Genomic DNA, 13,911 nt, shown 5'->3' with positions numbered 1-13,911 from the left:
GAATGAGTAAAACTCGTGTATATGAATACGCAAAAAAATACAACGTTTCAAGTAAGGATGTTATCAATAAATTGAAAGATATGAATGTAGAAGTATCCAACCATATGGCCACAATTGAATCTGATGCTCTTAATAAATTGGACGCAATTTACAATAAAAAACAAGACAGCAAGCCGCAGGCTGTGAATTCAAGGCCACAAAACCGGCCGCAAAACAACACTGGTGGACGTCCGCAAGGCGACCGTCCGAACCGCCCACAAGGCGAGGGTACGAACCGCCCGCAAGGCGACCGCCCGAATCGCCCGCAAGGCGACCGCCCGAATCGCCCGCAAGGCGACCGTCCGAATCGCCCGCAAGGCGATCGTCCGAACCGCCCACAAGGCGAGGGTACGAACCGCCCGCAAGGCGACCGTCCTAATCGTCCGCAAGGCGACCGTCCGAATCGTCCGCAAGGCGATCGTCCGAACCGTCCGCAAGGCGACCGTCCGAATCGTCCACAAGGCGACCGTCCGAATCGTCCACAAGGCGACCGTCCGCAGGGTACTCGCAGCGATGCAAGGCCGCAAGCAGCCAGTCAGCAACAAGGCCGCCCACAGGGCCAAGGAAACAACCGACCTTCTAAGCCGGCGGCTCCAAAACCGGTCGATAGCAAGAAGAAGGAAAATGATTTTAAATCAAAAGAAAATAAAGCATTCAATAAAGGGAAGACTTCTAATAGACCTGGCCAGGGCCAAAACCGCAACAACAAGCCTGGAAAAAGGCAGCAGCACCAGCCTGTGCCACCACAGGTTAAAAAGGAACGCGAACTTCCTGCTAAAATTACGTTCACCGAGTCCCTAACCGTGGCGGAACTGGCGAAAAAGCTTTATAGGGAACCATCGGAAATCATTAAAAAACTGTTCTTGCTTGGAGTAATGGCAACTATTAACCAGGAATTGGATAAAGATGCTATTGAATTGATTGCAAGTGAGTATGGCGTTGAAGTAGAAGAAGAAATCAAAATAGACACAACTGACCTTGAAGTATACTTCACTGAGGACGAAACTGAGAACCTCGCTGAAAGGCCGTCAGTCGTTACTATTATGGGTCACGTTGACCATGGTAAAACGACACTCCTTGATTCCATCCGCCATACAAAGGTAACAGCAGGTGAAGCAGGGGGCATCACCCAGCATATCGGCGCATACCAGGTAGAAGAAAACGGCAAAAAGATTACTTTCCTTGATACACCTGGACACGCTGCGTTCACAACTATGCGTGCACGTGGAGCTAAAATTACCGATATTACAATCCTTGTTGTTGCAGCTGATGATGGTGTCATGCCGCAAACCGTAGAAGCAATTAACCATGCAAAGGCAGCAGAGGTTCCAATTATTGTTGCAGTTAACAAAATGGATAAACCTACTGCCAATCCAGATAAAGTTATGCAGGAATTGACAGAGCATGGACTAGTACCAGAAGCCTGGGGTGGAGAAACTATATTTGTTCCCCTTTCCGCTAAAACAGGAGAAGGAATCGACAGCCTGCTAGAAATGATTCTGCTTGTTAGCGAAGTTGAGGAATACAAAGCAAACCCTAACCGTAAGGCAGTTGGAACAGTGATTGAAGCACAGCTTGACAAAGGCCGTGGCTCAGTTGCCACCCTCCTTGTCCAGAATGGTACATTAAAAGTTGGTGATCCGATCGTTGTCGGGGGCGCTTTTGGGCGTGTCAGGGCAATGGTCAACGACAAAGGCCGCCGTGTAAAAGAAGCAGGCCCTTCAACACCGGTTGAGATTACAGGGTTGAATGATGTACCTCAAGCTGGTGACCGTTTTGTCGTCTTTGAAGATGAGAAAACTGCAAGGCAGGTCGGGGAATCCCGTGCCTCTCAGGCATTGGTTGCTTCCCGTGGCGAGAAATCCCGTGTAAGCCTGGATAACTTGTTTGAACAGTTAAAACTAGGGGAAATGAAAGACTTGAACATCATTATAAAAGCCGATGCTCAAGGTTCTGCAGAAGCAATGGCTGGATCACTTATGAAAATTGAAGTTCCAGGAATCAATATCCGAATCATCCATACTGGAGTCGGGGCTATTAATGAATCCGACATCACTCTAGCGGCTGCTTCAAATGCTATCGTCATTGGATTTAATGTCCGTCCTGATGCGAATGCTAAGCGTGCAGCTGAGGCTGAAAAAGTGGATATGCGTCTGCACAGGATTATTTACAAGGTAATTGAAGAAATTGAAGCAGCCATGAAGGGCATGCTTGATCCTGAATTCCAGGAAAAAGTTATCGGGCAGGCTGAAGTTCGTCAGACATTTAAAGTATCCAAAATCGGTACAATTGCCGGTTCATATGTTACAGATGGCAAGATTACCCGAGATAGCGGAATCCGTGTCATCCGTGACGGCGTTGTAATTTTTGAAGGTACCATTGATGCACTGAAGCGCTTTAAGGATGATGCCAAGGAAGTAGCCCAAGGATACGAATGTGGTATCACCATCAAGAACTTCAATGATGTAAAAGAAGGAGACATCTTTGAGGCGTTTGTGATGGAGGAAGTGGAAAGGAAATGATTATTGGCATTGCCAGGTGCGAGTGTTTGATTTATGATGCGGCCTCCTTAAAAGATAAGCGGGCCGTCCTTCAAAGAATTATCTCTCGTATCCGGCAAAAGTATAATGTTTCCGTTTCGGAAGTGGACTTTCAGGATGCATGGCAAAGGACAGCAATTGCAGTTGCTGCTGTTGCGTCCGCAAAAGTCCCTGCTGAACGGGAGCTGCAAAATGCCATTAAGCTTATTGACTCTTTTCCTGAAATCGAAAGAACCATCACCGACATAGAATGGCTTTAAGATAAGAGGTGACTGACATGAGCCATAGAGCGAACCGTGTTGGAGAACAAATGAAAAAGGAACTGGGTGACATTATCGGACGCAAAATCAAGGATCCACGGATTGGATTTGTTACCGTGACCGATGTCCAGGTAACTGGCGATCTCCAGCAGGCAACTGTCTATATTTCTGTTTTAGGTGACGAAGACCAAAGGGAAAACACATTAAAGGGTCTTGCCAAAGCGAAAGGATTCATTCGTTCCGAAATCGGAAGCAGAATCCGCCTAAGAAAAACTCCGGAAATCATCTTTGAATTCGATGAATCAATAGATTATGGTAACCGGATCGAGACATTGCTGACCAAGATTCACAATGAAGAAAAAGAACCAACCGAAGGCAAAGAGGAGTAAACGGGATGGATAGACTTTTGTCTATCCATCTTTTTAATAAGGAAAAGGGGCGGAGCTTTTTATTTGGATATCAAGTACAATTTGACCCGGTCGAAACATCAAAATGTCCTTGATAAGGAGAATTCGAGTTATTTTGAAAAAGTCTTTTGCTGAAAAGTAAAAGCTCTGAGTTTGCCCAAGGCAGGTACGCAAGTTTATTCCCCCAGCGCAATACTTTTTAAAAATACTAAAAGGAGCTGAATCTATTGGAGGGAATTTTGCCGTTATACAAACCCGCGGGAATGACCTCGCATGATTGCGTGTTCAAACTGCGAAAAATACTAAAAACTAAAAAGGTTGGTCATACGGGGACACTAGACCCTGATGTGACAGGCGTCCTGCCCATATGTATCGGCAGGGCAACCAAAGTTGCTGAATACATAACAGACGCTGGTAAAGCATATGAAGGAGAAGTCACTATTGGTGTATCAACCGAAACTGAAGATGCATCAGGACCAGAAGTAAACCGAATCCCTGTAGAAAGAATAATCAGCAGACAGGAAATACTTGATGTACTGGATTCATTAACAGGAGAAATTGAACAAACCCCGCCTATGTATTCGGCGGTCAAAGTGAACGGGAAAAGACTTTATGAATATGCCCGAAAAGGGATTGAAGTTGAAAGGCCCTCCAGATTCGTGACAATCTATAAGCTAGAACTTCTTGATGACCGCGAGGAGTTTATTGGAGAAACAATTACTTTCAGATTCCGTGCTGAGTGCAGTAAAGGGACGTATATTAGGACACTGGCAGTCATGATTGGTGAGAGACTGGGTTATCCGGCACATATGTCCTCGCTAATCCGGACCCGTTCTGCAGCATATACACTCGATGATTGTTTAACATTTGCCCAAATCGAGGAATTGATGGCAACAGGGGAGATTGACCAGGCATTAAGGCCAACGGCAAGCGCTCTTTTCCATTTGCCGAAATACAGGATAAATGATACATTAGCAGAGAAAGTGAAGAATGGGGTGCGCCTGCGTATCCCTGAAGAATTCAGCAACCATTCCGGCCCGATTGCTTTAGAAGTTATGTCAGGAGAGGTCCTTGCTATCTATCAAAAGCACCCTGAAAAGGAAGGGCTGATGAAGCCGATTAAAGTGCTGTGGATGGCTGATAACAATGGCTAACCCATTCAGCTCTAACAGGTATGAGGATTGGGCAGTTGCTTTAACAGAAAAGGTGAACAGTAGTGGAAGTAATCAATCTAAAATATCCCCATCATATAGCTAAAAATGATTTACCGCCGTCCTCGGTTGCACTGGGCTATTTCGACGGGGTTCATCTTGGACATCAAAAGGTAATCTCCGATGCGCGTTTGCATGCAGAAGAAAAGGGACTGAAGACTGCCGTTATGACCTTCCATCCCCATCCCAAGGTTGTGCTGGGCAGGATGGATCAGGAAATTGAATATATTACACCAATGGATGAAAAGATTAGGCTTATTGCTGAAACAGGTGCGGATATTTTGTTTATTGCCGAATTTTCGAATGAATTCGCAAACCTGACACCTCAGGAATTTATAGATCAGTATATTATTGGGCTCAACATCCAACACGTATCAGCTGGCTTCGATTATTCTTATGGACGAATGGGCAAAGGAAACATGGAAACGATGCCGTTTCACTCTCGGGGGCAATTCAGCTATTCCATGGTTGAAAAGCTTGAGCTGAATGGAGAGAAAATTAGTTCCACTCTCATTAGACAATATATAATGCAAGGAAAAATGGAAGCTATCAAAGGTCTGCTTGGCAGAATGTATACAACTTCCGGGGTTGTCATTCATGGTGATAAGCGAGGCAGGACGATTGGATTTCCCACTGCCAATGTAGGGCTAACTGGAGAATATCTATTACCTCCGCTGGGCGTATATGCCGTACGAATCCACGTTGGCGGCTCCTGGTACTATGGCGTTTGTAATATGGGGTACAAACCTACCTTCAAGAAGGAAAAAGCACCTAAGCCTTCTATAGAGGTTAATATATTCGACTTTAACGAGGATATTTATGGTCAAAGAGTAATTGTCGAATGGCATGTTTATTTGAGGAAGGAACAGAAATTTACCGGTATCAATGAACTTGTCTCGCAAATAAACAAAGACAAAGAACGGACAGCCGTACATTTTGGCTTAAGTATTGGTTAGATAGATTTGAATTGTCTTGAATTTAGGTTTTTCCTTGCTTTTTGGCGGGAAAAGTTGTATTCTTATTAACGTACTAAAAGAACCTTTGCTTGGCATGTCGAATCACCGGCGCTTGCTCAGTAAATGGGGATAGAAAATTAGGAGGTGAACCAGGATGGCAATCACACAAGAACGCAAAAACGAACTAATCAATGAGTACAAAACTCATGAAGCCGATACTGGATCTGCAGAGGTCCAAATCGCTGTCCTTACTGAATCAATCAACAACTTGAACGAGCACTTGCGCACACACAAGAAGGACCACCACTCACGTCGCGGTCTTTTGAAAATGGTTGGTAAGCGCCGTAACCTATTAACTTACCTGCGTAACAAAGACGTTGCACGCTACCGTGAGTTAATCAATAAGCTTGGCTTACGTCGATAGTAGAAAGAAGCGGGAATCTTCCCGCTTTTTTGTTAGGTAAAAATACTTTATACATATTTTAAGTCACCATTATCTTGTGAATACTATTATTAATACGATACCTAAAAGTGTAAACTAATTGCATGGAAAGCGCTGAAGCATTTTTAAAAGTGATTGAGCCAGAAAGAGGGGTAATAAATACATGGAATCAAAGAAACAAGAGTTTTCTATTGATTGGGCGGGGCGCAAGCTTACCGTCGAAGTTGGCCAGCTTGCAAAGCAGGCAAATGGAGCGGCCCTTGTCCGTTATGGAGATACTGCAGTACTTAGTACAGCAACTGCTTCAAAAGAACCCAAAAACGTGGACTTCTTCCCACTTACTGTAAACTACGAAGAACGCCTATATGCTGTTGGGAAAATTCCTGGCGGATTCATTAAGCGTGAAGGCCGGCCAAGTGAAAAAGCAATCCTTGCAAGCCGCCTGATTGATCGTCCGATCCGCCCGCTTTTTGCTGATGGATTCAGGAATGATGTACAAGTTATTTCGATTGTAATGAGTGTTGACCAGGATTGCCCATCCGATATGGCAGCAATGCTTGGCTCTTCAATTGCCCTCAGCGTATCCGACATTCCATTTGAAGGACCTATCGCGGGTGTTATTGTTGGCCGCGTTGATGGAAAGTTCGTCATCAATCCGACCGTTGAGCAAGCCGAAAAGAGCGATATACACCTTGCCGTTGCTGGGACAAGGGATGCAATCAACATGGTTGAAGCAGGCGCGCTGGAAGTTCCAGAGGAAGTCATGCTTGAAGCGATTATGTTTGGACATGACGAAATCAAGCGTCTCATTACCTTCCAGGATGAAATTGTAAGGGCTGTAGGCAAGGAAAAGCGTGAAATTAAACTTTATGAAGTTGATCAGGAATTGAAGGCAGAAGTACTTGAGCTCTGTGAAAAAGATATGATTTCAGCAATCCAGGTCCAGGAAAAGCATGCCCGTGAAGCTGCCATCAAAGAAGTGAAGGATGCAATTCTTGCAAAGTACGTGGATCAGGAAGCAACTGATGAAGACCTTAAGCAGGTTAAACAAATCCTCGACAAATTAGTTAAGGATGAGGTCCGCCGTTTGATTACTCAAGAAAAGGTTCGTCCAGACGGCCGCGGTCCCGATGAAATCCGTCCTCTGTCTTCGCAAGTCGGCCTGTTGAGCCGCACCCATGGTTCCGGCTTGTTTACACGCGGCCAGACTCAGGCGCTCAGCATCTGTACTCTTGGTGCAATGGGCGATGTTCAGATTCTGGATGGCCTTGGGCTTGAAGAAGAAAAAAGGTTTATGCACCATTACAATTTTCCTCTCTTCTCTGTTGGTGAAACAGGCCCTATCAGAGGACCAGGCCGCCGCGAAATCGGACACGGAGCACTTGGGGAAAGGGCGCTTGAACCTATTATTCCGTCTGAGAAGGATTTCCCTTATACAATTCGCCTTGTATCTGAAGTCCTTGAATCGAACGGTTCAACATCTCAGGCAAGTATTTGTGCGAGTACACTTGCGATGATGGATGCAGGGGTTCCAATCAAAGCTCCTGTAGCTGGGATTGCAATGGGACTTGTTAAATCTGGTGAGCATTACACTGTTCTTACAGATATCCAGGGAATGGAAGATCACCTTGGCGACATGGACTTTAAGGTAGCAGGTACTTCAAAAGGTGTGACTGCCCTTCAAATGGATATTAAAATTGAAGGTCTATCCCGCGAAATCCTGGAAGAAGCATTGGAGCAGGCTAAGAAAGGCCGTATGCAAATACTTGAGTCCATGCTATCCACATTGGCAGAACCAAGGGCACAGTTATCTCAATATGCCCCTAAGATTTTGACGATGACCATCAATCCGGATAAGATCAGAGATGTTATCGGACCAAGTGGAAAACAAATCAATAAGATTATTGAAGAAACAGGCGTTAAAATCGATATCGAGCAGGATGGTACAGTATTCATTGCTTCTACAAATGAAGAAATGAACCAGAAAGCGAAGAAAATTATCGAGGATATCGTCCGTGAAGTTGTTGTGGGCGAGTATTACTTAGGCAAAGTAAAACGGATTGAAAAATTCGGCTGCTTCGTCGAAATTTTTGCCGGAAAAGATGGGCTTGTCCATATTTCCGAGCTTGCTGAAGAGCGAGTTGGCAAAGTTGAAGATGTTGTTAAAATCGGTGACGAAATGCTTGTCAAGGTTACCGAGATTGACAGACAGGGCCGTGTAAACCTTTCCCGCAAGGCAGTTCTAAAAGAACAGCGTGAAAAGGCTGAGCAGGAAAATAAGTAATTTATTAATCCCAAAAGGCTGTCCCACTGGTGGCAGCCTCTTTTTTATTGCTAAAGCAATTTGAATTTTATTTCTACAAATACAAAGCAGCTATGCAAAAAAGATTGAGTTACTTAGTGGACAGGGCATGTTCTGACCTCTTATTACATAACATACTGTGTAGGAAAGGGGGAAGTATATATGAAAAGGGGACTTTTATTTCTTTTTATTTGTATCCTGGTACTATTGGCGATAAACAGTCCATATGTTTCTGGCTATGTAGAGGCGTTGAAAACCGACAGTATACCGGTTTTGAAACAAAAAGACGAACTCTATGAAAAAATTGAGGGAGCTGCTGCCGAGAAGAATATTGCGGCCGAGGATGCGCGAATCGATAAAATCTGGAAGGCGATACCAGGGTACAATGGATATGAAGTTGATATAGACGCTTCCTATAAAAAAATGAAGAAACAAGGTAAATACGATCCGTCCAAACTTATATTTCGGGAAACCCGGCCGAAGGTTCATCTTAAGGATCTGCCGCCAGCACCTTTATATAGAGGCAACTCTTCAAAACCAATGGTAGCCTTTGCGGTCAATGTTGCATGGGGCAATGAATATTTGCCTGATATGCTTGCTGTCCTAAAAAAACGAAATGTCTCTGCGAGTTTTTTTCTTGAAGGAAATTGGGTAAAAAAATACCCAGAGCTTGCTAGGATGATTGTCGATGGTGGCCATGAAGTAGGAAATCACTCCTATTCGCACGTAGACATGGCAAAAGTGACGAAAGAAAGAGCTATTGAGGAACTTAAAAAAACCAATGAAGTCATAGAAGCGACCACTGGTAAAAAGAGCAAATGGTTCGCTCCTCCGAGCGGCAGCCTTGGTACCAATACCGCTGAAATAGCAGCGTCACAAAAGCTAGGAACAATCATGTGGACGGTAGATACGATTGACTGGCAAAAACCAAGCTCTGAAACAATTCTTAACCGTGTCACGACCAAAACGGCAAACGGATCCATTATTTTAATGCATCCAACCGAGCCGACAGCTGCGGCATTAGAGCGGATGATTCTAGTTTTAAAGGGGAAAGGCTTTAAATTAGGTACAATTTCAGAATTGCTTTCCGAAGAAAGGATACACCCGGTTCTAGGCGAAAAGCGCTAAAATTTGGAGAAATGGGAACAAACATGTAAAATAATCTAAGAATAGCCGCAGCAGTTGTCCAAGAACAGGAGGAGTTCAATGATTAAGAAATATACATGCCAAAACGGAGTAAGGGTTGTACTTGAAAATATACCGACTGTCCGATCGGTTGCAATAGGAATCTGGATTGGCACTGGTTCGAGGAATGAAACGCCAGAAAACAACGGGATATCGCATTTCCTTGAGCACATGTTTTTTAAAGGCACAAAAACCCGTTCAGCCCGGGAAATTGCCGAATCATTTGACAGCATTGGCGGCCAGGTAAATGCTTTTACTTCAAAGGAATACACTTGCTATTATGCAAAGGTACTTGACACACACGCCGACTTTGCTCTGGAAATCCTTTCAGATATGTTCTTCAATTCAGTATTTGATGAAGAAGAATTGAAAAAAGAAAAAAATGTCGTCTTTGAAGAAATAAAGATGTATGATGACACACCCGATGACATCGTCCATGACCTGTTAAGCAAAGCTGTTTATGAGTCCCATCCACTGGGATATCCGATATTGGGAACGGAAAGCACGCTTGAAACCTTTAATGGAACCAAATTGAAGGAATATATCCATACGCATTATACACCGGAAAACGTCGTCATCTCGATTGCTGGTAATATTGCTGAAACTTTCATTGGCAAGGTAGAAAAGCAATTCGGTTCCTATGAAGGCGGAAAGGCCGAGCCTCGTGAGGACAAACCAGTATTCCATGCAAATCGCCTATCCCGAAAGAAGGAAACCGAGCAGGCACATCTTTGTATTGGTTTTGAAGGTCTGAAGGTTGGACACCAGGACATCTACAGTCTGATTGTCTTAAACAATATACTGGGCGGAAGCATGAGCAGCCGTTTATTCCAGGACGTTCGTGAACAGCGCGGACTCGCCTATTCCGTCTTTTCCTACCATTCAGCCTACCAGGACAGCGGAATTGTCACCATCTATGGTGGAACTGGAGCAAAGCAGCTCGACCTGCTTTTCGAGACGGTACAGGATACCTTAGATACACTGAAGAGAGATGGCATCTCGGAGAAAGAGCTTAACAATAGCAAGGAACAGCTGAAAGGCAGCCTAATGTTAAGCTTAGAAAGCACCAACAGCCGGATGAGCCGCAATGGTAAAAATGAACTCATCCTAAAATACCATCGTACACTGGATGAAATTATTGAAGAAATAGATAGTGTAACAAAGCCTGGAGTTGATGGGCTGGCCAACAAAATCTTTACAGATCACTATTCCGTGTCTTTGATCAGTCCGGATGGAGAACTTCCAAAATTATTGAAATAAAAGTAGCAGCCGTTGCAAAAGTGCAATGGCTGCTGTTTTTTTATAATAATAAGAATACCAAGGCTGTTCCATTTATAAGGGAAGAAGTGGTAAAATATAATTGTCGCAATAATAAAAATTCAATTATTTCGTTTTTTGAGGGTTTATAAAGGAAGCTTAGGATAGGGGGTGGGTAATGAGAAGCGAATTCGAAGAAAAGTATGAGAATTTACCCTTTGCAGTAACAATTCTTGTTTATTTAAATGAATTATATTTTTATTTTATGGGTTTCATCTCAGGTAGTCACTTGATATGTGTACTTTTTTTAATGAGTGTAGTCTTCATAATATTTTTATTTTTTATTAGGAAAATACGTATTTCCAAACACATCTTTGTGTTTTCGGCAGTTGTATCCTTTCTATTGTTAATTTACGAGTTTCCAATTGTACTGCTTGATGAACTTCAATATATCGTTACAGGTTATCATGAGCCAGAGGAAATAATTAAAGGGACTGGTATATTTCTCTTGGGAGTAAGTGTTGTACAAATGGGTGATGTTGAAAACGAACAAGAGGTACGTGAAATGTTTACTCACAACCAAAAGGAAACCTATTATGAAATAATACCTGTCACGAATCCGGAACGGTACAAAAGCAAAAACTTAGCTGTCTTTGAATTTATTGGCATTCGTAAACATGCGTTTGAACAAATGTCTGAGAATGTTTCAGCGTATTTAAAAACAAGGAAACCGGTTATTGATGAATTTTTAAGTCGGGAAAACTCGACAGGTGATAGTGCCGGCTTAGGACTAGTGCTTTCTAGCATTTTAGCACAGAAGGAAATTCATAATGACGTGCCAATTGGCATTACAGGAGCAATTACTAAAACTGGGAAAGTAGAGTATGTCGGGCACATAGAAGAAAAGGTTCGGATTGCAAGCGAGAATAAATTCACCCATGTTATTATCCCATATTCAAATCTTACAGAAGCAAACGAAATTAAAGATAAGTTAAATCTCTCAATTAAAATAATCGGTGTTCGGAATGTTGATGAAGCTGTTAAAATCACAAAAGAAATTAATAATGAAAAATAAAAGAAATGCACTTTGGACTCGGATGCTTGTGTACATGGCTGCTAGGACGCTCCCTTTGTTGTTCCATTAGAGAAGGTCCATATTTTAAAAGTAATCCTCCTGCATCAGTAAGGAATTAAGTGCTATATCAATAGCCTGTTTTCCGAAAGATAGTCTATTTGCTTTAAAACCCTATAAACTAATAAAAAGGACTGACAGGGGGATTAAGGGCATGAGGCTAAGTGAATTAAGCGGCAAGGAAATAGTGGATGTCAAAAAAGCGGAGAGGCTGGGAGTCCTCGGGCAGACGGATCTTGAAATTAATGAGCAGACCGGACAAATTCAGGCGTTGCTCATCCCATCATTAAAATGGTTTGGCTTCCGGAAACAGGGTGAGGAAGTTCGGGTTCAATGGAAGCATATTAAAAAGATCGGTGCCGATATGATTATTATAGATATCCCCGGACGTGAAGAAGATTAGGCATACAAATAAAAAAAGGAAATGGCCTCCGCATACAAGCGGAGGCTTTTAATGTATTAAAGCCCTTTTCCGTTATGTAGAGCACGGATTATTTTCACCCATTTCAACCCATCAACATAAAATGTCAAGTAGCCTGCATTGGGCATAGAATTGAAAAGGAATCTGTAAACAAAGAAGGTGAAGTGTTTCATGCTGACAGGGATGCAGATAGCCATTATTGGCGGCGATGCCAGGCAGTTGGAAATCATCAGAAAACTAACGGAACTGGATGCTAAATTACTATTAGTCGGGTTTGAACAATTGGACCATGCCTTTACTGGAGCGCAAAAAGAAAAAATAGGTGAAGCCGATTTTTCAGCCGTCGATGCTCTTATTTTACCTGTATCGGGAACGAGCATGGATGGGCAGGTTGAAACTATTTTCTCAAATGAACAGGTTGTCCTGACCGAAGAAATCCTAGCTAAAACGCCTGAAACATGCACGATATACTCGGGGATAACAAATGGTTATTTAACAGGAATTATTAAAAAAGCAAAACGGCGCCTTGTTCTTTTGTTTGAACGGGATGACGTGGCTATATACAATTCGATACCTACAGTTGAAGGTACCATCATGATGGCCATCCAGCATACAGATTTTACTATCCATGGCTCAAATGTTGTCGTACTTGGTTTTGGGCGTACCGGTATGAGTGTAGCGAGGACATTTCATGTACTTGGTGCAAAAGTGAAGACAGGCGCGAGGAAGTCCGAGCATTTGGCGAGGATTACTGAGATGGGCCTCATTCCTTTTCACCTCTCGGAAATAGAAAAAGAAATTCGAGATGCCGACATCGTTATTAATACAATTCCTCACCAGATTGTCAGTGCTTCGGTTATTTCTAAAATGGCCTCACATACCTTAATTATCGACCTTGCATCAAAACCAGGCGGCACAGATTTCCGCTACGCTGAAAAGCGCGGGATTAAAGCAATGCTCGCTCCGGGCCTTCCAGGCATAGTCGCACCAAAGACTGCTGGACAAATATTAGCGAACGTACTCTCGCAGCTCCTCCAGGTTGACTTACAGAATCGAAAGGGGAAAGCAACATGAAATTGAAAGGTAAAAGAATTGGCTTTGGCCTTACTGGTTCTCACTGTACGTATGACGAGGTGTTCCCGGAAATAGAAAAACTAGTCAAAGAAGGTGCTGAAGTTATTCCAATAGTTACATTTACCGTAAAAAACACAGACACCCGGTTTGGCAAAGGTGAGGATTGGATAGAGAAGATTGTTCAGGCAACAGGAAATGAAGCAATCGATTCGATTGTAAAGGCCGAACCACTCGGGCCAAAATACCCGCTGGACTGCATGGTCATCGCACCTATGACCGGTGTTTCCATGAGCAAATTCGCCAATGCAATCAATGATTCTCCTGTTCTTATGGCAGCAAAAGCTACGCTTAGAAACCAAAAACCAATCATTCTTGGAATATCGACGAATGATGCCCTTGGTTTGAATGGCGTCAATCTAATGAGGCTAATGTCATCTAAACATATATACTTCATACCGTTTGGTCAGGATGATCCTGTTAATAAACCAAACTCTATGGTCGCAAGGATGGTGCAATTAAAAGAGACTGTTGAGGCAGCGCTTGATGGTAAACAGCTCCAGCCAGTCCTTGTAGAACGATATCTTGACTGAAAAATGTTTTTTGCGGAATCTTATAGCTTTTAAGTCTTTCATTAGCAAGGGAATGTGTTAAAATGTAGAAAAGCATCAGCGGGCTTTTGCCCGCT

General features: G+C 43.2%; 13 protein-coding genes. All 13 read left to right on the top strand.

Annotated elements, in window-relative coordinates; translation table 11 throughout:
• The first annotated feature begins 2 nt into the window (after positions 1–2).
• The 13 genes from infB (at position 3) to AM500_RS15105 (ending at position 13,816) form a co-directional block, all read left to right on the top strand.
• Complete coding sequence (infB, locus tag AM500_RS15165) at positions 3–2,561, top strand: translation initiation factor IF-2 (protein WP_053599968.1); 2,559 nt, start codon at positions 3–5, stop codon at positions 2,559–2,561.
• Positions 2,561–2,839, top strand: coding sequence for a DUF503 domain-containing protein (locus AM500_RS15160; protein WP_053601738.1), 279 nt, complete (start codon positions 2,561–2,563; stop codon positions 2,837–2,839). Before infB ends, AM500_RS15160 begins: the two co-directional genes overlap by 1 nt.
• Positions 2,840–2,856: 17 nt before the next feature.
• A complete protein-coding gene (gene rbfA / locus AM500_RS15155; protein ID WP_053599967.1) occupies positions 2,857–3,228 on the top strand; it encodes a 30S ribosome-binding factor RbfA in 372 nt (123 codons plus the stop codon).
• A gap of 245 nt (positions 3,229–3,473) precedes the next feature.
• On the top strand, positions 3,474–4,400 hold the full coding sequence (gene truB / locus AM500_RS15150; protein ID WP_053599966.1) for a tRNA pseudouridine(55) synthase TruB: 927 nt from the start codon (positions 3,474–3,476) through the stop codon (positions 4,398–4,400).
• Between the two features lie 62 nt (positions 4,401–4,462).
• A complete protein-coding gene (ribF, locus tag AM500_RS15145; protein WP_053599965.1) occupies positions 4,463–5,413 on the top strand; it encodes a bifunctional riboflavin kinase/FAD synthetase in 951 nt (316 codons plus the stop codon).
• A 154-nt stretch (positions 5,414–5,567) separates the two neighbouring features.
• Positions 5,568–5,837 (top strand): 30S ribosomal protein S15, encoded by a 270-nt coding sequence (gene rpsO / locus AM500_RS15140; protein WP_043933315.1) that lies wholly within the window; start codon positions 5,568–5,570, stop codon positions 5,835–5,837.
• A gap of 181 nt (positions 5,838–6,018) precedes the next feature.
• Positions 6,019–8,139: a polyribonucleotide nucleotidyltransferase gene (pnp, locus tag AM500_RS15135; RefSeq protein ID WP_053599964.1), complete on the top strand. Its 2,121-nt coding sequence runs from the start codon at positions 6,019–6,021 to the stop codon at positions 8,137–8,139.
• 180 nt (positions 8,140–8,319) lie between these two features.
• Positions 8,320–9,285 (top strand): polysaccharide deacetylase family protein, encoded by a 966-nt coding sequence (locus tag AM500_RS15130; RefSeq protein ID WP_053599963.1) that lies wholly within the window; start codon positions 8,320–8,322, stop codon positions 9,283–9,285.
• 78 nt (positions 9,286–9,363) lie between these two features.
• The gene (locus AM500_RS15125; protein ID WP_053599962.1) at positions 9,364–10,602 is read left to right on the top strand and encodes a M16 family metallopeptidase; all 1,239 of its coding nucleotides are present in this window, start codon (positions 9,364–9,366) and stop codon (positions 10,600–10,602) included.
• A 175-nt stretch (positions 10,603–10,777) separates the two neighbouring features.
• Positions 10,778–11,674 (top strand): S16 family serine protease, encoded by an 897-nt coding sequence (locus AM500_RS15120; protein WP_053599961.1) that lies wholly within the window; start codon positions 10,778–10,780, stop codon positions 11,672–11,674.
• 211 nt (positions 11,675–11,885) lie between these two features.
• Entirely contained in the window at positions 11,886–12,134 is a 249-nt protein-coding gene (locus tag AM500_RS15115) for a YlmC/YmxH family sporulation protein (protein WP_053599960.1), read from the top strand.
• 189 nt (positions 12,135–12,323) lie between these two features.
• Positions 12,324–13,226: a dipicolinic acid synthetase subunit A gene (gene dpaA / locus AM500_RS15110; RefSeq protein WP_053599959.1), complete on the top strand. Its 903-nt coding sequence runs from the start codon at positions 12,324–12,326 to the stop codon at positions 13,224–13,226.
• Positions 13,223–13,816, top strand: coding sequence for a dipicolinate synthase subunit B (locus AM500_RS15105; protein WP_053599958.1), 594 nt, complete (start codon positions 13,223–13,225; stop codon positions 13,814–13,816). The genes dpaA and AM500_RS15105 overlap by 4 nt, the downstream gene beginning before the upstream one ends.
• Positions 13,817–13,911 lie beyond the last annotated feature (95 nt).

This window comes from Bacillus sp. FJAT-18017, from assembly GCF_001278805.1.
Taxonomy (GTDB): domain Bacteria; phylum Bacillota; class Bacilli; order Bacillales; family Cytobacillaceae; genus Bacillus_D.
The sequence above is the reverse complement of the archived record's forward strand: the minus strand, read 5'-3'. Positions and strand labels throughout refer to the sequence as shown.

Bases quoted from the DNA above. Each gene is read 5' to 3' on its own strand.
- infB (WP_053599968.1), top strand. From the start codon at position 3: ATGAGTAAAACTCGTGTATATGAATACGCAAAAAAATACAACGTTTCA.
- rbfA (WP_053599967.1), top strand. From the start codon at position 2,857: ATGAGCCATAGAGCGAACCGTGTTGGAGAACAAATGAAAAAGGAACTG.
- rpsO (WP_043933315.1), top strand. From the start codon at position 5,568: ATGGCAATCACACAAGAACGCAAAAACGAACTAATCAATGAGTACAAA.
- pnp (WP_053599964.1), top strand. From the start codon at position 6,019: ATGGAATCAAAGAAACAAGAGTTTTCTATTGATTGGGCGGGGCGCAAG.
- AM500_RS15130 (WP_053599963.1), top strand. From the start codon at position 8,320: ATGAAAAGGGGACTTTTATTTCTTTTTATTTGTATCCTGGTACTATTG.
- AM500_RS15125 (WP_053599962.1), top strand. From the start codon at position 9,364: ATGATTAAGAAATATACATGCCAAAACGGAGTAAGGGTTGTACTTGAA.
- AM500_RS15120 (WP_053599961.1), top strand. From the start codon at position 10,778: ATGAGAAGCGAATTCGAAGAAAAGTATGAGAATTTACCCTTTGCAGTA.
- AM500_RS15115 (WP_053599960.1), top strand. From the start codon at position 11,886: ATGAGGCTAAGTGAATTAAGCGGCAAGGAAATAGTGGATGTCAAAAAA.
- dpaA (WP_053599959.1), top strand. From the start codon at position 12,324: ATGCTGACAGGGATGCAGATAGCCATTATTGGCGGCGATGCCAGGCAG.
- AM500_RS15105 (WP_053599958.1), top strand. From the start codon at position 13,223: ATGAAATTGAAAGGTAAAAGAATTGGCTTTGGCCTTACTGGTTCTCAC.